Raw genomic sequence first — 19,304 nt, 5'->3', positions numbered from 1 at the left:
CTCACGTCCCAATGCCGGCGCCGCCTCCGGCAACTCGGACTGTGGCAGAGCCCGGCCAGGTATCCCCGGCTGCGGAGCCCTCCGCGGTCGTGGTGGGGAAAACCCTGGGCGAACTGATTGACCTCCACCTGGCCAACCTACGACATGGGCCGAAGCGGGCGACGCCGGCCACGCGAGACCGGCAAGCCGCGCTCAAACTGCTGGTGGAAACCGTTGGGGACCGGCCGATTGCCGACCTGACGCCCGCCGATGCCATTGTGTTCGCGGACCTGATTGCCGCATGGCCGAAGCGGCGCCAGAACTATCCCCACCTCGCCGACCTGACCGCGCCGGAGGTGGCCGCCCGGGCCAAGGGCGCCAAACTGCCCGTCATCGGCCTGGGCACCCAACATAAGCACTTGATGCATGTGAACGCCCTGATGAACTGGGCGGTGAAACTAGGCGAGATCCCGACCAACCCATTTCATTACATCGACACGTCCCGCTATCGCAAGGACGAAAACGGCCGGATGCGCAAGAAAAAGGACGTGTTTTCGAAGGCAGACCTGGCGGCCATCTTCGACCCCGCTCACATGCGGAGCCACAACGCTCCACACAAATATTGGGCGCCGCTCATCGGTCATTTCACCGGGATGAGGGTCAACGAGATCGCGCAACTGTATCTGGACGATGTGGTGCGCAAGCCTTACCTGGACGAGGACGGCATCGAGCACCAGGTGCTCGTGTTCAACATCACGCCCGACGGGGAAGGCCAAAGCGTCAAAACCTCTTACGGCATCCGCGCCATCCCAGTGCCCCAGGTCCTTCTGGATCTGGGCTTTGAGCGCTACATCGAAGACGTCCGTGCCAGCGGCTCAAACCTCCTCTTCCCCGGGATTCCATGGGAGGAAGGTGGTCCCGGCCGGACCGTGAGCCAATGGTTCAATGGGGTTCATCTGCGGGAAGTGTGCGGCATCAAAAACCCACGCAAGACCCTCCACTGCCTGCGCCATAACTTGACCACCCTGATGGAGCGCCGGAAGGTGCCGGACAGCATCATCTGCGCGGTCAATGGCCACTCGCCAGGGGAGGGCGTGGACAAGAAAACCTACGTGGCGGATGCCACGGTGTTGGAGTGCCAGCAGGTGCTAGAGGCACTGCCGTTCCCTACCCTGCCACTGGAGCCCTATGCGTCAGGACGGTTCGACCGATACCTGGCGAGGGCGGCGGCCGAACGGGACCGGGAGGAACGGGCAAAGGCCGAGGGCGGAGAGTTCAAACGAAGGATGGGGCCACGGTATAGCAGCTCCCTGCCCTAATCCTCGTATCTCACACCACGAGACTCATCCAAGGCAGACTGTGACCTGACATGGCTCAGGGGTTGGGTCATTTGGGGATTAATGCCGTGATTAAGCTCGATGGATTTGACAAGTTGACCCGTGAACTCCGCCAGTTTGAGGCAGCGATGGCTTCTTTGGACGGCGAGCTGGCTACCGTGAAACTCGACCCCGAAGATCCTGGAAGCATTGAGCGCGCGATCATGGAGGTCGAGTCGTTGATCAACAGCAAGCTCGCCGATTACCCTGGCAACGCCATGATTGCGAACATGGGCGATCAGATTAAGGACAACCTTAGGCAGCAGATCGTTGAGAAAGCAGCGCAACTGCGTGCCGCCAACAATGGTGACGCATGAGCGGCACGGTCAGTGTTTTTAAAGAGATCAACAACGCCGTTCTTGACCTCCAGTCCTCTGATTTTCAGTCCTACGAACGACCTCTTCGCCGCCTCGCAAAAGCGCTCGACAGCCCCGCCCTAGCGGAAGTCAATGCGGTGATTTCGCAAGGCATAGATGTGGACGCTCTTCTAAAAAAGGGAGCCGAGACGGGTGGCGGGATGATCGGCAGTAGCAAGCTGGACTGGCCCGACGATCAGCGCGAATATCTTGGTTGCGTGCGGGAACTCCTACGCCGGTTTGCTGAAAATCCGGAGTTTGCCCTGAACTTCGGCTACGAATATTTCCACGCTGGAAACAAGATCATTTCTGGGCTTCATTCGATGGTTCGCCAGATGGTCATTCCCTTCGTGCGCGATTACGAGGCCTTTGCTTTATCGCTCGGACAGGAGCTAAAACCTGTGGTGCCCAATCACTCTAAACGCGTTTTCATCGTGCATGGCCACGACGAAGGCCCGCGTGAGGCGGTGGCGAGATTTCTGACCAACGCGGGGCTCGAACCGCTGATCTTATTTGAGCAGGCCAGTGGCGGAAAAACGGTCATCGAAAAGATTGAAGCACACAAGGATGTCGGCTTCGCAGTGGTGTTGATGACACCCGACGACGAGGGCGGTGTCAAAGGCAGTGGAAAGCTTGAGCCGCGTGCTCGCCAAAATGTTTTGTTGGAGCTCGGATTCTTCATGGGGCATTTGGGGCGCTCGCGTGTGTTTGCACTGGTAAAAGAAGGGGTCGAAACGCCCAGCGATTTTGCCGGGGTGGTATGGGGTCTCTACGATGCCAACCACGCTTGGAAGCAAATCCTGGCACGAGAACTGGATGAGGCCGGTTACCATTTTGACTGGAAGAAAGCGGTTGGATGAGAGAGGAATGCTCCTCCGTTATCGCTTCAGGGCCGTGGCCGCATAGTTGGCGGCCGGTAGGTTAGCCGCTCTTCTATGACCGGACCCACCACGACATTTCGTCGTTCTCGCACACTGATGTCGGGCGTAACCTCTACCCGTTCCTCCGGCGTCATCGCGGCCAAAAGAGGCGCCATCAGGTCCGCGCCCAGCACGGTGAATGCATCGGATGCCGCCCGGATGCGGCGGCGCGTGCGATTGGCCCGCTGCTCAAGATTCTTCTCGCCGGCACGCAAGCCGCTGACCGTCGACCGCTGGGCTTCAATGATCGTTTTGATCTGATCCACCGCCCGGCGGTGAAAGGTGATGTCGTGGTCCAGATCGGCCCAGGCTTTGGGCTTGCGCCCGGCTAGCTTGGCGGCGCGCACGCGGACCGGGTGGGCCTTGACCCAGTCGTCCGCCCGGGTGATCGCGGCGGCACGGTGGCGGCGTGCCTCGTCCAACTCAAATTCGGCTTCCGCCTTGGCAGACCGTGCGCGCCGGACACGCCCCTCTGCCTCGGTCAGGCGCTCCGCTAGCCCCCGGAGCAATGCCAGCGCCCGCTGGAGCGTCCGCACCAGGCGACGCAGTCTGCCCATGCGCTCCGCCTCATCCGGCGTTGCTGGCCGTGGCGCCAGCGCTTGAAACCGTTCGAGCAAAGGAGCACCTGGGGCCAAGCCGGCCAGCACCTCGGCCGGGTCCTGCTCTGGGACCGTCTCCGCCTCGAACACGGCGCTGGAAGGCTCTTTTTCGTCCTGCTTCGGATCGCGCTCCGGCTCTGCTCCATTCCACGCCGACCGCTCTCGGGCCACGTCCGCCCTGGCCGCACTGTGCTGGACCTCGATGGCCTCGGCATGGGCGATCTCGTAAGCCCGGCTGGCGACCACGATGTCACGAACGGCGTCGCCCTTCCGCGTGAAGAAACCCTTCCTCTCCAACGCTACGGCGCCGGCGCCGATCGTCGGCTGCGGGAATAGGTCCAATCCCATGCGCTCGTAACTGCGATGGTCATAGCGCGCATTTAGGCCAGCATCCGCGGCCGCCTCGGTCGCCAGTTCAGCCCAGACCCGGTTGAAGGTCTCTACCATTCCTCTCCCGAGGGCTTTGCTTGCCAGCATGGGGTGGCGAGCACCGAAAGCAACGACGGTCTCGCTCGTATCTTCACCGTCCCCGGTCGCCTGAATGACCAGGGGTCGCGAGGGGAAATACAAATGTGCGTGGTAGCCCTGGCGGTCGGGTGGCTTCACATCGCCCAGCGCGTCGGTGTCGGCATCGCGGTGTAGCCCCACAGATACGGGGGTGCCCAGTTCGCCCATGATGAAACGGGCTAACCGTTCGGCGAGTTCGCCGGCCCTCTTATCATCAAGGCCCAGGGGCACAGGGATGCGGTAATCCCTCGCGACCTGGCTGTCCTTCCGCTTTTCGGACGCCTCGACCCTATTCCACAACTCGCCAGGGTCCGTAGCCCAGTCCGGGGCGCCGACCGGAGCGACGGTGAGGGCCATAACGACTTCCTCACCTAGCGCCCGCTTCCGGTAGTCGTGCCAGACCTGCAGGCGTTCGTCCCAGAGCCGCAGGCCCAGCCTGTAGGCGATGCCGGCAACGGCGCTATGGCCTTTCGACCGGCTATGGATCTCTAAGTGAGGGCGAGCGTGGCGCAGCACCATGTAACAGTCCCCTTGTCCGCCGTCTGATGCGGCGTGTTGGTCGCGGCCTTATGACCGTCTATGGCTGGCGCAGCCGTGGCCGACCACGCCGCCCCCATGGGAAGACATCAAAGCAGACGGAGGGAGCGTGTCAAGTGTCCTTGACACAAAGGAGGGAGCCTAACTGCGGAATGGCTGACCAGCCGATGAGAGAAGGCCGCGCACGGGGCGCGGCCTGGGCCTGCTCTGGACTTTCAGCAGTTGCTTGTGACTTTGGCTTTGAGCGGCGTGTTGGGACAACACATAGACGCGCTCTTGCTTTTAAATGTTTCCGGTAGGGCAGTTGACACCTTAGCGGTTCGGCCTAAGGTGCAGCTGCCCGACGTCGAGTAGGAATAGGCAACTCGCTAGAGCCTTGCAAAGCCCACAAAAATTTACGGGATCACCGGAAATGAAAACTTCATTTCAAGCCGACGACGACTTCCGTTGGGTTGCCCTATCATTCAAAGTCGCTATCTGCCTCGTTATGACCTCAACGATTACCGCGATCTTGGTTCACTCATTAACGTCATAACCACAGCGCGGTTTTTCGATACAAGAAAAATACCGGAAGCAGGAAAACAGAGATGACAAGAAGGATGATGTATAAGCGTTTCTCCCGACGTTGCTGACGAGAGAGCTGCGCGCCGAACCGGAAGAACGCTCTGTTTTTTACGATAACTAGGATTGATAGCAAAAGGGAGATCAAGCTGATCGAAAAAACGAAAATCGCCCAGCCCACGGAAGTTCCCGGAATCATCGTCTTGAGGTCGTCCATCTTGAAGATCAAGAAGCAGACGAAACCCAACAGGACCATGAACGACGCCGAAAGAAAATAAAACGACTCATCGCGGCGCCAGTAGAGGCCAAGTCCCGCTGTGGATGCAGCCAATCCTGGCAAGACATACGAAGCAAACTCAAAAAAACTCGGCAAACTTCCGTGACCGACTAACACCACCGTTAAATACGTGCTCAGGACAACCAGGAAAAGAGAGCCTAGGATCGCTATCGAAATAAACTTGCCTTCATGACTCTCGCCATCCGCTGATGTCCACTTCAACCGGTCAGATGCCACTATTCCTAGGCGTCGATTCAAATCCTTGAGCTCTGTTCGAAGAGCACAAAATGAGACTTCGCGGTAAATAAGGTAGCCAATCAATAGGGCGATCAACAAGCTGTCCATGCTGAGTAACTCGTCTGGAGGCAACCAATGATGTCTGGATTGCCGTGCTGATGCTACTCTGCCCGGGTATCGTTTTGGGTATCGAAATCTGACCCATGCGTCGAGAAGATCTCAGTTGAGATCAAAGAGTTGATGGAGAGCCCGAGAGGGTTCCCGCCACCTCCACCAAGTCCAGAAAAAACCCCTTGTCATGCAAGGGGTTTTTTCTTGCCCGCGTCATTCCCGTGGGCGCCAATCTGGGTATCGAATGCCTAGCCATACGTCGTCAGACGGCCAGCCGGGTGGTTCGCCCGCCATCGCGCCCCACTCCGTTTCAGCCGTCCCCCGGATGCCGCAACCTATTGCTGAGCCTGCGCAGTGAACGCGGGGACGCCGCACGATTCATGGCCGCATGACTCGGGTTTGTTCTCTCACGACTCCTTCGAGTGGACGCGACACCACCACGCCCCCCAGCTCGAGGCCGCGCTGATGCGGAGCGGTGAGTTCGGCCATCGGACGGGGCATCAATCTGTCCATCTGCCGTCGTGGATGCCGCTCGCAGATGCAATGAGCCGGCACAGCGAAACTAGTCATTCCTCATGATATGTTCTGCGCACTGTCGCCCGGCTCACCGAGTTCGCAGTCCGTGAGACGCGGGACAATTTCAATGACGAGTGCCTGCCAGCAGGCGAGCCAATAGAATGGAGCACGATCAAATGGGATTTCTCGGACAGGATGAAGGCGCACTACACATCAGAGCCATGAGCCTCCATGTGGTCGGCGTACCCATCGACGAGTTTGTCCCGGAGGATGCGTTTGACGACATATCCGAAGAGGCGTTCTTTCTCAAGCGAATCGTCGAGAACGACGCAGACGCCATCTTTTCGTTCGTCGAGGGTAGTACGACGCGATCGCTTATCGAGCGGATCGCATCCAACGCACTTCCGTTTAAGAAAGGGGCGCAGGACCTTGCGCGGAATTTCAACTCGGGCCACGTTGCAACGAGCAGGGACGGTGCGTTTTTTGTCATCGAGCTGCACGGCGACGATGGTGCGCGGTTTTTCTGCCTCATCAAGTATGACTATAGCGAAGCCGTCGTACGTCGCAACATCAAGGGCAAGAGCCAGCTGAGGAAACTCGTCCAGGCATTTGTCACCGACAAGAAAGCGGTCCAGAAAATCTGCCTGGTCAAAATCACCGATGGTGTTGCCAGTGACGAGGTCGCCGCACGCGACCGGATGAGAACCGCGCCGGAGCTCAGTGACTATTTTTACAAGTTCCTCGGTGTCAAGCGCGAACGCGATGATGCGGAGCTTACCAAGGCCGTGCTCAACGTGGCGCGATTAGTCCTCCAGGAGCAAAAGGCCCACCTAGGCGACCGTTCCGTGGCAGTCGCGTTGAACGAGTTTGGAAACGCGCTGCGCTTGCGCCCGAATGTCGATGTCGATGTAGTCAGGGAGGTCATCCTTGGCGTACTCGGCAACCCGGAGGACGAAAAGCTACATTCGGCGGTCGAGCGATCGGTCGAGCGAAAGTTCGAGTCTGGAAAGCTCCATGGCCTCGGCTTCAAGCCCGACCCGTTGGCCTTCAAGACGGCCAAGTCCGTGAAGCTCGAGACTCCCGAGGGCGTGGTTGTGCGCTACAGCCAGCGCGCGGGAGAGAATCTGGTGACGCGAGTGAAGAAAGCCGGCGGCGGGGAGACGATCATTATCGAAACAGACGGAACGGTCCAGGAGACCGTCACCAAGGTCGAATGAGCCATGACTGCCGATGCACTCGCCTTGCTTGTCAACGACATCCATCTGCAGGGCGGGTGTCTGGTGCGTGAAGGCTGGCAGACTGTTTTGATCTCGAGTTTGTCCGCAGCTCTGGCAACGCAAATGGCGGGACTTGCCGATGCGGCCGGTCTTTCCCCGGTCATTCTCGATGAGGCGAACCACGACGTAGACCTCGCCGATGTCGACGACATCGGCGGACCATATCGTCTGAGCCTCACAAAACCGGCGCCGGACGGAATCCCACAATTGTTGACCTTGAAGGGCTTCGACGACCTTCTCGCCGACATCGGCGAGCGCGCCATCATCCATGTTGCGGCGCTGGCCGCCCCGTTCGAAACCCTCGCGACTGTCTTCGTTCCTTGGGATGCGGACGCCCAAGCGGCTCCACCCCTCCCCTCCCCAAAGAGTCCGCGAAACCTAGTCCGCGAGTACAGCGATGTGCGCCTAGCGCCAGCCACCATCGGCCTGTGGCTGCTTCGCCAACCGATGTGGCTGGAACGTGACCCGGTCTTCCGACGCTGGGCAACATTGGCGACACGGCAGTGCTTGCTTGCTATTGGCAATGAGCTGCAGGACAGCCCGCTTTCCATAGTTTTCAAAGGTCCACCCCGGGGGGTGATGCTGGCCCCTGACGTCAACGCGAATGTTGACGAGACACTTTTTACGGCCGTGCAGGCGAGCGCCCAGTGGGTCTATGAAGCCCCGACTGAGACGGAGATGCGGCACCCATTGCTATCGGCCGAGATCGCCCGCTTCTCGTCGGTCGATGGCAAGCTTCAAGCCGATCCGGCCATCTTCCGGCCCGCACTCGACGGCGCGAGGCTTGCCTATGATCTTGGCCTTTCGAAGCTCAGCAGCGACACCCTCAAGATGCTTACCGATCTCCGCAAGAGCGTGCTCGACGAGGCGACAAAGGTGTCGGACAGTTCGCGTCAGCTTGTCGCGTCAGTCGCGACTACCCTGTCTGTGGGCGTAGGACTTGTCGCTGCCAAAATAGGCGCAAATGCCGACGGCCGGATAGTAGGCGTGGTTGCCGTCATTGCCACCGTGTATGTCTTCTCCATCGTGTGGGCAGGCTTTCGCGCCCTCGATTTGCAAGACAACATCCGTGACCAATGGAAATCACGCACCTATGGGTTCATTTCGCAGGAGAGCTACGACGACCTTGTCGAGTATCCTGCAAAGAAAGCCGCGGCCGCTTACCGCTCTGTTGCACGCATATGCCTGTATCTGGCGACGGCGATGATCGGTGTTATTGTCTGGTCGATAGCGACATTTCCCTGAAAACTTAGCAGCCGCCTCCGAGACACACGGGGCGCGCACGCTAGAACGAATCTGTCCCTGAATCTCCACTGCAGCGTCGCCCATACCTTTGGAACGAACGGACGCGCGGGCTTGTCCTGTCGTAACTTGTTCGCTTGATTGACGCGGACTCGATCAATGACTTCAAGACCGTTGTCTCGTGCCGTGCTCTGCTCCTTGTTGACCCCAGATCACGAGACGCAACGACAACGGCCTCGTGACCTTTCTCAATGCGCTCAATGTGATTTAGGACGTTTTTCGCGAGAATTCCCAACGAATAGTCGTAGAACGCGGTACGCTTTGCTCGCTCATCCGGCCAGGGGTAGCTTCCCAACACCTCCTTTAACCCTGGAATCTTCCACGGTCCCGACAAGGACGTTCCGAGTGCCTGCTCAAGGAGGAGAAACTGACCGGGCATGCTCAAGATAGAGCGCACGCCCGCTTCATTGTTTACTTCGTGAGGAATCTTTTCCGGGTCTTTCGATATGCGCTGAGTAATGCGCTTGTCGTAGGTCCGGTAGAGCTCGGACGCGGGCGTGTCTCCGGTCATCGCGCCCTTGATTTCCTGCGCGTGCGTCAGCGCAGCCTGCACCACGGCAAGATGACCAGCCCGCAGTGCATCCGTGGCCGCGCGCTGGGCCTCCCGCACGGAGATAAGACCCGCTTCGCTCTGCCGTGCCCCGACTAAATAAGCGGTGTAGATAGCAAGGCAGGAACCGACAGCCTGCACCCACGATGCAAGCGTTTGGCTACTCGCGGCCGGAAGGTGATAGGCGTGGATCGCGAACACCAGCGACGCAGCGATCAGCAAAACGAACGAGGCAATGCGCATAATGCTGTATGTCGGGATTTTATTGGAACCATTTTCATCAATTCTTATACTTACCTCGTGCTCTATCGCTGGGCGTGCCGCAGTGCTCGGTTTCTCGCAGCCTTGCGAGCACCTTTGGTCGTGGCAGCGTCAAAAGTCCGAGACGAGTCTTTCAACCGTGTCGGCGAGCGCAACGATGTGGTTCATCAGCACCTCAACTTCTTCAACGCCGACGACGAGGGGGCGCCCTTCCATGTCCCGCCCGTTGCGGTGGACCATGTGGTTTCGGGCTTGCACGGCGCGATGAAGCGCATCCTTTGTTGCCGTGTCTGGCCAGATAGACTGCCCCAAGGCGCAGGTGTACAGCCGGTTCACTCGAGCAAGGTTGTGGTAGATGACTTTCTGAAGAAAGCCGCGGACGTGGTCTAGGACCAACGTGACGCTGCCTAACACGTCATCGAGTGAGACTGTTACCGACCTAAGCTCTTGGTCGGTCTGCACCAAGCGTCGGAGCGAATCTGCATGCTCCGAAACGTGCTTGATCAGCGTGTCGCAGAGGAATGCCTCAAGCACACTGAAGAGCTGCGAAAAGAGCATCTGGAGCAGCATGGCTCGCGTGTCGGCATCGCTCTCGCGCGCCGCAACCGCACACATCTGACGCACACGCCCGATAGAGGCATCGAAGACCCCCCATGGGCTTTCGGGCACATTATCGTTGAGCCAGTCGTCGTCTGGTGGCCAAAACATCGGGTCACCTGCATCAACCACAACATCCGGGTGCTTGTCGAGCGTGACGGTCACTTCGTTGCCGGAGACATCGACATGGCAGTCAAACACCGCAGCGCAGGCGCTGCAGGCAACGTCGCTATCGCCCTCGAAGGCCATGTCCGAGAGCGACTCCATGGCGCCCCAATCCGGCTCCGGCACAGGAACAAAGCCGCTCGTTGCGGCGCCGCAAGCCGGACACATAAAATCGGTAAGACTGACAAACTCCTGCATCAACTCACTCTGCAAGTGAAAAATCATGGAGGTACCGTCGCTGGCACCAAATTATTACTGCGGAGAGCGAGAACTAACCGAGCACTTCGCACGCACTGTAAAACGTGCCTGTCGCCTCATAAATCTGCATGTCCTCATCGCTCGCCATGTCGCGCACCGCAGGTGCCTGACTTTTGTAGGTCTTCGGCAGCACCCAGAAATCGAAGTGGGCGGTACCACCGATGAAGCGACCCGACGCTCCGCCGAGGCTCGATGCCATTGCATGAAAACCATCGACACGGCCTTGGTCAAAGAGAAGGTGGTCTGCTGCGTCTTCATCGTCGGGCAAGTCCGCAACGTATTCCTTATGTGCTGCCTCGACGTCATCAGGAGGATTGGACATAAGATTGCCGAGAGAATGTAGCGAGCGGGCCTGGACAGTGACGATGCGCCGACACTCGGTCATGAGGTCTCCTTCAGATAACGTGTTAGTCGCTACTTGGGACACTGAGGTGGGCGGAATGATGAGGGGCCGCGACAATGACCTCAGACCCTACTATGCCCAATTCCGTTTGCGTGTCAGGCTCGAGAGTGATTGTCGCTGGGTAAATCAGCGACAATTCTTCGCCAGCTTCACCGCAGGATACCGCTCGATCTGCGCATCCGACTCGACATGCATCACGATCATCGCCCCGCTCTTGTCGTCGAAGTCGCTCACGACGGCAACGGCTGATGTCCTCGTGCCGTCGACCACCGAAATCTGCTTGCCTCGCTTGATCGCCTCGACGGAGCTCTTGGGGTAATCCTGATTCAGCGCCTTGAGCAGACAGAGCGAATACTCATCCATCGACTTCTTCGTATAGAACGTCGTTGTCGGAGACGTGGGTGTAACCGGCTTCTCATTCGTCGCACCGGCGGCGAACGGCGCGAGGGCCAGGCCGAGGATCAGGAGGCTGCGCATGGCGATTCCTTCTTTGTCGGGGGGATCGGCCGATCGTACGGGTGCCTCGCCGGGATTTCTGTAGGCGTTCGCCTACATGGCGCCCCTATGCCCCGGGCAGGCCCCGCTGCCCGGCCACCCGGCATAGTTCCACCGGCGGATTCCGTCTCAACAGGCGCCGGCCTAGTCTCGATCCATGGCTACCGTCGACACCGAAACCGTTCTCAACCGCGCCCGGCTCGCGCTCGATGCGAGCGACGTGGGTACGGCCATTCTCGAGGGGGACATGGACGAGGCGCGATTCCGCGCGCACCTGATGCGGAGTCAGGCGCTGGAGCTGGGGCTCGACGATGTCGCCCATGCCGCCTTGCTGGTCATCGTGCTGCTGCCGCCGACTGCGCGGCTGCCGTGTCGGGGCATCGGGCGGGCCCTGCTGCGCCTGTGCAATTCGCTGGCGGTGCATTGATGCGGCGCCCTGACGTCTCCGGTGTCATCGCCGCTCGCGGCAGGTGTTCCGGTGGCCCGGCTTGACCCCGCCCTGCAGCCACGATTCGCGCGCATGCGGGGTGAGGCGCAGGCGCTGAGCCGGGCCGCGCTGGCCCAGGATTACGACGAAGCCCGGTTCCGGGTGCACTGCATCCGGGTGCTGGCGGCGGACGGTGGCTGCATGGGCATCTGGCGCGCCGCGCTCGAGCTCTCGCGCTACCTCGGGCCGCTGGGCACGTCGCCGAACGCCGGCTATCGGAGTGCCTTCGCCTATCTGGCGAATCGCCTCGCCTCGGGACGGCCCTGACCGATCCAAGCGACATCCTTGCGGAATGGGGATAATCGGTGCCCTGATCCCCGGCGCATCCGCAAGGAACCCCATGAACATCACGATCAACCCCACCGTCGAAGTCGGCAATACCCTGCCCTTCGTGCTCTTCGGCGGCATCAACGTGCTGGAAGACCTCGACTCGACGCTCCGCGCCGCGGCGCATTACGTCGCGGTCACCGGCAAGCTGGGTATCCCGCTCGTCTTCAAGGCCAGCTTCGACAAGGCCAATCGCTCGTCCATCCATTCCTTCCGCGGCGTGGGTCTGGAGGAAGGCCTGCGTATCTTCGAGGCGGTGAAGCGCGAGTTCGGGGTGGCGCTGATCACCGACGTCCACGAGATCGCCCAGGCCGCTCCCGTGGCCGAGGTCGTGGACGTGCTGCAGATTCCGGCGTTCCTCGCCCGCCAGACCGATCTGGTGGTCGCCGTCGCGAAGACGGGCCGCGTGGTCAACGTGAAGAAGCCGCAGTTCATGAGCCCGGGGCAGACGCGTCTGGTCACGGGCAAGATCCGCGAGAGCGGCAACGAGAAGATCATCCTCTGCGAGCGCGGCGCGCAGTTCGGCTACGACAACCTCGTGGTCGACATGCTCGGCTTCCGCGAGATGATCGAAGGCAGCGGCGGCTGCCCGGTGATTTTCGACGCCACGCACAGCCTGCAGCGTCGCGAGTCCACCAGCGACGCCAGCGGCGGCCGCCGCCGTCAGGTCGCCGAACTGGCGCGTGCCGGTCTGGCCGTGGGCATCGCGGGCCTGTTCCTCGAATCGCACGAAGACCCGGACCACGCCCGCTGCGATGGTCCGAGCGCCCTCCCGCTGCACCAGCTCGAACCGTTCCTGCGCCAGATGAAAGCCATCGACGATCTGGTCAAGAGCTTCCCGGCGCTCGACATCCGCTAAGTGCCTCAAGGGTGGGGATCGTTGCCGGTCCCTGCCCCACGTCCCGCACGGGGGCGTCGCCCGATCGGGTGCCGGCGAGGCGGACGACTGCTATCGTTGCCGGCGGTGGCCGCGCTTCCGATGGCGCGAGACGCCCTCGCCCCTATGAGGTCTTCATGGCAGTCGCATCACCGTTCGCTCGCTCCGTCGCGCTCCTTGGCGCCGGCTTTCTCGCCGCGTGCGCCGCATCGCCGCCTCCGCGAGCCGATACGCCGCCTCCGGCGAAGGACGGCGCGGTCAGTGTCGACCTGATTCCCACGAGCGCCAGCGGGCAATACAAACTGAAGACCAGCGAGCACGCGTTCGGCGCGCAGCCGATCGAACGGCCGCCACCGGCGTACCCGGCGGCCCTGATCGCCGCCGGCCTGCCGCCGGTCGTCGTGCGGGTCAAGGCGATCATCGGCGAGAACGGTACGGTGACGGACGTGCGCAGCCTCGACGCGACGACCGATCCGCGGCACGCGGCGTTCGTCGCCGCGTGCCGCGATGCCGTCGCGCGCTGGACCTATTCGCCGATGGTGGTCGTCGAGGAATTCGACGACGGCAAGGGCAACATCAGCCAGGTCCGAACGCCGAAGGCGTTCAGTCAGGACTACGCGTTCCGCTTCGAGCTCGTGGAAGGCAAGCCGACGGTGAGCGCGGGGGAGTGACCGCCTGCGTCAACCGACGGGAATCGGGTTGTCCACGAGCGCCTGGTTGAACGTGGCGATCAGGGCGTACTCGTTGGAGCCGGGGTTGTCGCGCAACGGCTGGATCGCGTCGACGTAGATCTCCTGCTTGTCCGTCGCCAGCTGCGCCATGGTGTCGGCGACGTACGCCTCAAGCGGCATCGCGCGCGGATCGTCGCTCTTGTAGATGAGGTCGGTGTTCACCCACGGCGGTGCGATCTCGAGCACCTTGACCGACGTGTCGCGCAGGGCGAATCGCTGTGTCTGGGTATACGAGTGCAGTGCGGCCTTCGTCGCCGAGTAGACGGCGTTCGCCGCGAGCGGCATGAACGCCACGACCGACGTGTTGTGGATCACGTAGGACGACGGCTGGCTCTTCAGCAGGTCCATCAGCGCGGACGTCATGCGGATGGGTCCGAAGAGATTCGTCGCGACCGTCTGCTGCATCGTGGCGTCGTCGATGACACCCGCCGGATCGTCGAACGGCATGATGCCGGCGTTGTTGATCAGCACGTTGAGCGACGGATGATGGCGCGTCAGCCATGCGGCGGCGTGCGCGATGCTGGACGGATCCGTCATGTCGAGCTCGATCGCTTCCATGCCCGGATTGGCGGCGGTCACCTCGTCCAGCAGCGCCTTGCGCCGGCCGCTGACGATGACCTTGTTACCGCGCGCATGCAGCGCTTCGGCAAGACCGCGACCGATGCCCGACGTGGCACCCGTGATGAAGATCGTGTTTCCGGTGAGTTGCATGATGTGTCCTTCAGAAGAGACGCGCCACGATGGCGTCGCTGGGTCCCGTTGTGCGGACGGGCCACGCCTGTTCAAAGGACGAAAAAACCGCAATTCCGGACACGCGGGGCGATGAACCGACCCGCTCAGTGCCCCAGGTCGGTACGCGGCGTGGCGCGTGCTTCGCGCCGGAGATCGGAGGGCGCGAGGCCCGTCGCCTTCACGAACGCGCGCCGCATGCGTTCGGCGTCGCCGAAGCCCGTGTCGCGTGCGATGACGTCGAACGCGATGCTGCCCTGCTCCACCAGCATGCGTGCCTGTTCGAGACGAAGCTGCGCCACGGCCTGCGCCGGTGTACGTCCCGTTTCGGCGCGAAACGCGCGCGAGAACTGCCGGGGACTGACGCATGCCACCGCGGCCAGTTCATCGATGCTCAGTGGATTGCGCAGGTTACGCCGCGCGTGGGCGAGCGCGGCCTGGATACGATCGCTGCGCGCGTCGAGTTCGAGCATCGCGGAATGCTGCGACTGGCCACCGGCGCGCCGGTGGTTGAGTACCATGCCTTTGGCGATCATGGCGGCAAGCTCCCGGCCGTGGTCCTCTTCGACGAGGCCGAGCGCCAGATCGATGCCCGCCGACATGCCGGCCGAGGACCAGATGCGTCCGCTCCGCACGAAGATCTTGTTCATGTCGACGTCGCAGCGCGGATAGCGCTGCCGCAGGCGGTCGCCGAAATTCCAGTGCGTGGTCGCCTTGCGACCATCGAGCAGGCCAGCGTCGCCGAGCACGAAACTGCCCAGGCAGATCGACGCGACGCGACGCGTGCGCGAGGCCGTATCGACGAGGAACGACGACACCGCCGGCTCGTGCGGCGGCACCTCCATGCCGACCCCGATCAGCAGCGTATCGAAGCCGTCGTCCACCAGCGGCGCGCACGACACGGCCTGGCCGAACGATCCCCGTACCGAGCCACCGCCCTTCCCCAGCACCTCGAGGTCGTAGAGCCGGGAACCCGCTTCCTTGTTGGCGACTTCGAACACGGATAACGCGGCAAAGCACAGCACCTGAAAATCGGGATAGATGATCATGCCGACGCGCCGCATTGCCGATGCCCTCGAAAGTGGAAGGCGCCAGCCTACCACCGACCCGCCAAGCACCGGCCGAGCCAAGCGGCGCGTGTTTTGTCCAAGGCTGTCGTGGCTTGTCCGTTTTTACGGTCTTTTTCGTCCGCCGGAACGGGCGACGCGTGGATAGCCTCTTCACATGACGAAACATTCCGGGCACCACCATGTACGCAACCACAGGCTTACCGTCTGACAGCACGACCGGGCTGGGCATCCAGATCGACAAGGCACGCCGCCGCGCGACCTTCGCCCGGGGCGATTCCGTGCGCCGTGTGCTTGCGTCGCTGCGCGCGAGGCGCACTCTGGTCACCTTGCCGTATGTCGAGGCACCCGGACTGGTGCCGCTGCTCATTGCCTACGCGACGGGCGACGAGCCCGAACTAGGCATTTTCCTCGCGCCGACCAGCGGGCGCATCGTCGACGACTCGGTCACCACGCACCTTTGTGGCGTCATCGCGCGCCTCGCGCTCGAGCGCGGCGCCTCGGAGGTCGTGCTCGTCGAAGCCGCGCTGGCGTTGCGCGCGGCATACGGTGACATGCCCCATCCGGGCCCGCTCCGCCGATCGGGTGGCGGACTCGCGGCCTGGCAGGACGAGCGCGTGCGCAGCTACATCGATGACCAGCTCGAGCACCCGATCACCACCGCCGACGTGGCGGCGCTGTGCAATCTCTCGTCGAGCCAGTTCACGCGCGCCTTCCGTGAAACGCATGGCCTTCCGCCCCGGCAGTGGATCATCCGCCGGCGCGTACAGCGTGCGCAGTCGCTTCTGGCCGTCGCCGGCCTCAGCCTCTGCGATATCGCGCTTGCCTGTGGCTTCGGCGAACAGACGCACTTCACCCGGAGCTTCACGCGGCTGATGGGGCAATCCCCCGGCGCGTGGCGCCGGAGGCTGTTGCTTGCCGACGGCTAGAACCCTTCCAGCACGAGCTTGCCCCTGGCGCGGTGGCTTTCGAGCAACGCATGGGCCTTGCGCAGGTTGGCGGCGTCGATGGTGCCGAGGTGCTCGCCGAGCGTGGTCTTCAGCACGCCGGTATCGATCAGCGTCGCGACGCGGGCGAGCAGATCGTGCTGCTTGCTCATGTCCTCGGTGCGATACATGGAACGGGTGAACATGAACTCCCAGTGCAGGGAAATCGACTTCCGCTTCAGCGGCAACGCGTCGAGCGTCGCGGGGTCGTCGATCAGGGCGAACTGTCCCTGCGGCTTCAGCACCTCCACGATCTGCGCGTAATACTGCTCGGTATGCGTGAGGCTGATGACGTGGTCGACCGCCGGAAAGCCCAGGCCGGCGAGCTGCGGCTGAAGGGGCCGGGTGTGGTCCACGACGTGGTGCGCACCGAGGTCACGCACCCATGCTTCCGTTTCCGGCCGGGACGCCGTGCCGATGACGGTGAGACCGGTGAGCCGTGCCGCCAGCTGGACGAGGATCGACCCGACGCCGCCACCCGCGCCGATCACGAGAAGGCTCTCGCCGCGGCCCCCGCTCTCGCCGACGCGCAGGCGGTCGAAGAGGAGCTCCCACGCCGTGATGGCGGTCAGCGGCAATGCCGCGGCCTCGGCCGCGGTGATCGACGTCGGCGCCAGCGACGCGATGCGCTCGTCGACCAGCGTGTATTCCGCATAGGTGCCGGGACGGGTAATGTCGCCCGAGAACCACACCACGTCGCCCTTGCGGAAACGCGTCACGCCCACGCCCGCCTGCTCGACCGTGGCGACGCCGTCCCAGCCGAGGATGCGGGGGCCGGCCGGCTGCACGCCGGCGCGGAGCTTGGTATCGACCGGATTGACGGCGATCGCCGCGATCCGCACGAGCAGGTCGGTGTCGCCGGGTTCCGGCGTGGGAACATCGATCTCACGCAGCGAAGCGGGGTCGGTCGCGGGAATGCCGGCCTTGTCGTACACGATGGCTTTCATGGTTCGTCGCTCTTTGACTTGGTTTGCCCAGACAGCATGCTGCACGTACCGTCACCGTACCGCCAATGACACAGACCACCTTTTTTCGGACACCTCGCAGGTAAACGTGATGCACAGAGTCGGATACTTCCTGCCCGAAGGCTTCCAGGTCATGGCGATGGGAACGCAGTCGGTCTTCGAGGTGGCCAACCTCGTCACCCGGGAGCCCGTCTACCAGGTGACGGATTACTCGATCGCGGGCGGCAAGGTGCGGTCGTCGCTCGGTACCGGGGTCTACACGGAGGCGGCGAACGATGCGATGGCCGCCGATACCTGGATGATCTGCGGCGTGGTCAGTCCGCTGGATTGGGCGGTGCCGCAGGCCGGGATCGACTTCATCAACGAGGCGGCGCGCCATGCCCGGCGCGTGGCGGGCCTGTGCACCGGCGCGTTCGCCCTCGGCGACGCCGGCTTGCTGAGGGGGCGACGTGCGACCACGCACTGGGCCTTCGCCAACGCGCTTCGCACCCGGTACCCGGAGGCGCGGGTCGAGGAAGATCGCATCTTCACCGTCGACGGCTCGATATGGACGTCCGCCGGTCTCACCGCGGCGATGGACCTCGCCCTGGCGATGGTGGAAAACGATCTTGGCCACGAGGTCGCCCGCTCCGTCGCCCATGCGCTCGTCATGCATTACCGGCGCGCGGGCGGGCAGTCGCAGCATTCGGAATGGTTGCGGCTGGGGCCGAAGTCCGACCGCATGCACGCCGCGCTCGACTACGCGCGCCGCAACCTCGCCCAGTCCCTGACCGTCGACGATCTCGCGCGCGCCGTCCACCTGAGCCCCCGGCAGTTCAGCCGCGTCTTCCAGGCGGAAACGGGTCATTCGCCGAGGAAAGCGGTGGAGCAGCTGCGCCTGGAAGAGGCCCGCAACATGATCGAGCGGGGCCGTCATTCGCTGGAGATCGTCGCGCGCGAAACCGGCTTCCGCGATCGGAAACATCTGCGCGAGGCGTTCGTGCGCGGCTACGGCATCACGCCCCAGGTGCTGCGGCGCGAGCGGCGAGGCTCCTCGTTCATTGACCCGAGCGCAACCGACCCTTCCTGATCAGCGGACCGCTCGGCACCTCGCGGCGCGGGCGGGTCGACGTCGCGAGGAGTCCGCGTATGCCCTCGACGTCGAGCCCCAGCGACCGGCCCCGCACGATGACACGCATCCGTTCGACATCGGCGTCGCCGTAGATGCGGTCATCGTCCGCGCCCGCACCGGCAATGAGGCCGAGGCCCTCGTAATAGCGAACGGTGTCGGGATCGCAGCCCGCGAGTCGGGCGAGTTCGTCGATGTGCACGGGGGTGATCCGGAGTAGCCGCAGCGGCCAGTCTACATCCCGTCGCGGGCGTCCGGTTCCCGTGCCTCGCGCTTCAGCACGCCGCGTCGGACCGGCGCGGCCTCCACGCCCACGACCGCGGCACGGAACAACACCACGCCGCCCACCAGCACGCCGTTGCCGTCGAACAGGGGTTGTCCGGAGACGAGCAGCGGGATGCAGACACCGTCGGGCCGACGGACGTTGAGCGGCACGTCCCGCGTCGTCTCGCAACCGAGGATCGCACGCGAAAGCGGCAGATCTTCCGACGGGTACGGGCGACCCTCCATCGTGAAGACGCCATGCATGCAGCTGTAGTCGTCGATGCCGGCGCCGCGTCGCACGCGACCCAGCAAGGCATCGGCCACGGGGTTGGCGAACACGATGTGGCCGTCCCGATCGGCCAGCACGACACCATCCGTCAGGCCGGCCAGCGCATGGAGGCGCGAGGCGGTCCAGGCGCCTTCGAGCAAGGCGTGGATGCTTGCTGGTGCGGATCTGCCCAAATTCCCCCCTCAGGAAA

Annotated in this window: 22 protein-coding genes; 11 read left to right on the top strand and 11 right to left on the bottom strand. The window is 62.8% G+C overall.

Features of this window, described 5'->3' with window-relative positions; genetic code table 11:
• Nucleotides 1–89 precede the first annotated feature (89 nt).
• The 3 genes from BMX32_RS12990 to BMX32_RS12980 all read left to right on the top strand — a co-directional run bounded on the left by BMX32_RS12990 (nt 90) and on the right by BMX32_RS12980 (nt 2,571).
• Nucleotides 90–1,298: a site-specific integrase gene (locus BMX32_RS12990; RefSeq protein ID WP_170843649.1), complete on the top strand. Its 1,209-nt coding sequence runs from the start codon at nt 90–92 to the stop codon at nt 1,296–1,298.
• A gap of 86 nt (nt 1,299–1,384) precedes the next feature.
• Entirely contained in the window at nt 1,385–1,672 is a 288-nt protein-coding gene (locus tag BMX32_RS12985; RefSeq protein WP_089980319.1) for a hypothetical protein, read from the top strand.
• A complete protein-coding gene (locus tag BMX32_RS12980) occupies nt 1,669–2,571 on the top strand; it encodes a TIR domain-containing protein (RefSeq protein WP_089979410.1) in 903 nt (300 codons plus the stop codon). The genes BMX32_RS12985 and BMX32_RS12980 overlap by 4 nt, the downstream gene beginning before the upstream one ends.
• Before the next feature lie 26 nt (nt 2,572–2,597).
• Here the strand turns inward: BMX32_RS12980 and BMX32_RS12975 are convergent, their stop codons facing one another.
• Both BMX32_RS12975 and BMX32_RS12970 read right to left on the bottom strand, forming a co-directional pair.
• Nucleotides 2,598–4,256, bottom strand: coding sequence for a MobA/MobL family protein (locus tag BMX32_RS12975; protein ID WP_089979409.1), 1,659 nt, complete (start codon nt 4,254–4,256; stop codon nt 2,598–2,600).
• A 547-nt stretch (nt 4,257–4,803) separates the two neighbouring features.
• Nucleotides 4,804–5,457: a hypothetical protein gene (locus BMX32_RS12970; protein ID WP_089979407.1), complete on the bottom strand. Its 654-nt coding sequence runs from the start codon at nt 5,455–5,457 to the stop codon at nt 4,804–4,806.
• Nucleotides 5,458–6,152: 695 nt separating this feature from the next.
• Between BMX32_RS12970 and BMX32_RS12965 the strand changes: the two genes are divergently transcribed.
• Nucleotides 6,153–7,193, top strand: a complete 1,041-nt coding sequence (locus BMX32_RS12965) for a nucleoid-associated protein (protein ID WP_089979405.1) — start codon at nt 6,153–6,155, stop codon at nt 7,191–7,193.
• A 3-nt stretch (nt 7,194–7,196) separates the two neighbouring features.
• Nucleotides 7,197–8,498 carry a hypothetical protein gene (locus BMX32_RS12960; RefSeq protein WP_089979404.1) on the top strand — a complete coding sequence of 434 codons (1,302 nt, stop codon included), beginning with the start codon at nt 7,197–7,199 and terminating at the stop codon, nt 8,496–8,498.
• Nucleotides 8,499–8,538: 40 nt separating this feature from the next.
• On the opposite strand, the gene BMX32_RS12955 is transcribed toward BMX32_RS12960, so the two are convergent.
• The 4 genes from BMX32_RS12955 to BMX32_RS12940 form a co-directional block, all read right to left on the bottom strand.
• Nucleotides 8,539–9,348: a hypothetical protein gene (locus tag BMX32_RS12955; RefSeq protein ID WP_089979402.1), complete on the bottom strand. Its 810-nt coding sequence runs from the start codon at nt 9,346–9,348 to the stop codon at nt 8,539–8,541.
• Nucleotides 9,349–9,477: 129 nt separating this feature from the next.
• The gene (locus tag BMX32_RS12950) at nt 9,478–10,353 is read right to left on the bottom strand and encodes a hypothetical protein (RefSeq protein ID WP_089979400.1); all 876 of its coding nucleotides are present in this window, start codon (nt 10,351–10,353) and stop codon (nt 9,478–9,480) included.
• Between the two features lie 46 nt (nt 10,354–10,399).
• Nucleotides 10,400–10,771, bottom strand: coding sequence for a hypothetical protein (locus BMX32_RS18475; RefSeq protein ID WP_139206728.1), 372 nt, complete (start codon nt 10,769–10,771; stop codon nt 10,400–10,402).
• Nucleotides 10,772–10,915: 144 nt separating this feature from the next.
• Nucleotides 10,916–11,266, bottom strand: coding sequence for a hypothetical protein (locus BMX32_RS12940; RefSeq protein WP_089979397.1), 351 nt, complete (start codon nt 11,264–11,266; stop codon nt 10,916–10,918).
• A 175-nt stretch (nt 11,267–11,441) separates the two neighbouring features.
• Between BMX32_RS12940 and BMX32_RS12935 the strand changes: the two genes are divergently transcribed.
• The 4 genes from BMX32_RS12935 (at nt 11,442) to BMX32_RS12920 (ending at nt 13,646) form a co-directional block, all read left to right on the top strand.
• Nucleotides 11,442–11,711 (top strand): hypothetical protein, encoded by a 270-nt coding sequence (locus BMX32_RS12935; protein ID WP_029213398.1) that lies wholly within the window; start codon nt 11,442–11,444, stop codon nt 11,709–11,711.
• A gap of 93 nt (nt 11,712–11,804) precedes the next feature.
• Complete coding sequence (locus tag BMX32_RS12930) at nt 11,805–12,038, top strand: hypothetical protein (RefSeq protein ID WP_089979395.1); 234 nt, start codon at nt 11,805–11,807, stop codon at nt 12,036–12,038.
• 73 nt (nt 12,039–12,111) lie between these two features.
• A complete protein-coding gene (kdsA, locus tag BMX32_RS12925) occupies nt 12,112–12,957 on the top strand; it encodes a 3-deoxy-8-phosphooctulonate synthase (RefSeq protein ID WP_089979394.1) in 846 nt (281 codons plus the stop codon).
• A gap of 155 nt (nt 12,958–13,112) precedes the next feature.
• Entirely contained in the window at nt 13,113–13,646 is a 534-nt protein-coding gene (locus BMX32_RS12920) for an energy transducer TonB (RefSeq protein ID WP_089979392.1), read from the top strand.
• Between the two features lie 9 nt (nt 13,647–13,655).
• Here the strand turns inward: BMX32_RS12920 and BMX32_RS12915 are convergent, their stop codons facing one another.
• Together BMX32_RS12915 and BMX32_RS12910 are read right to left on the bottom strand one after the other, a co-directional pair.
• A complete protein-coding gene (locus BMX32_RS12915) occupies nt 13,656–14,417 on the bottom strand; it encodes an SDR family oxidoreductase (RefSeq protein ID WP_089979391.1) in 762 nt (253 codons plus the stop codon).
• Nucleotides 14,418–14,542: 125 nt separating this feature from the next.
• Nucleotides 14,543–15,484, bottom strand: a complete 942-nt coding sequence (locus BMX32_RS12910; protein WP_244511520.1) for a GlxA family transcriptional regulator — start codon at nt 15,482–15,484, stop codon at nt 14,543–14,545.
• A gap of 200 nt (nt 15,485–15,684) precedes the next feature.
• Here BMX32_RS12910 and BMX32_RS12905 point away from each other — a divergent pair, with 200 nt between their 5' ends.
• Complete coding sequence (locus BMX32_RS12905; RefSeq protein ID WP_089979389.1) at nt 15,685–16,431, top strand: helix-turn-helix domain-containing protein; 747 nt, start codon at nt 15,685–15,687, stop codon at nt 16,429–16,431.
• Here the strand turns inward: BMX32_RS12905 and BMX32_RS12900 are convergent.
• Entirely contained in the window at nt 16,428–17,435 is a 1,008-nt protein-coding gene (locus BMX32_RS12900) for a zinc-binding alcohol dehydrogenase family protein (protein ID WP_089979387.1), read from the bottom strand. The genes BMX32_RS12905 and BMX32_RS12900 overlap by 4 nt on opposite strands.
• Before the next feature lie 109 nt (nt 17,436–17,544).
• On the opposite strand from BMX32_RS12900, the gene BMX32_RS12895 reads away from it, so the two are divergent.
• Entirely contained in the window at nt 17,545–18,522 is a 978-nt protein-coding gene (locus BMX32_RS12895; RefSeq protein WP_089979386.1) for a GlxA family transcriptional regulator, read from the top strand.
• On the opposite strand, the gene BMX32_RS18665 is transcribed toward BMX32_RS12895, so the two are convergent.
• On the bottom strand, nt 18,491–18,763 hold the full coding sequence (locus tag BMX32_RS18665) for a MerR family transcriptional regulator (RefSeq protein WP_170843648.1): 273 nt from the start codon (nt 18,761–18,763) through the stop codon (nt 18,491–18,493). The genes BMX32_RS12895 and BMX32_RS18665 overlap by 32 nt on opposite strands.
• 32 nt (nt 18,764–18,795) lie before the next feature.
• Nucleotides 18,796–19,254, bottom strand: a complete 459-nt coding sequence (locus tag BMX32_RS12885; RefSeq protein ID WP_029213390.1) for a PAS domain-containing protein — start codon at nt 19,252–19,254, stop codon at nt 18,796–18,798.
• Nucleotides 19,255–19,304 lie beyond the last annotated feature (50 nt).

This window comes from Luteibacter sp. UNCMF331Sha3.1, from assembly GCF_900109915.1.
GTDB lineage: Bacteria > Pseudomonadota > Gammaproteobacteria > Xanthomonadales > Rhodanobacteraceae > Luteibacter.
This window is presented reverse-complemented; position numbering and strand designations above follow the sequence as displayed.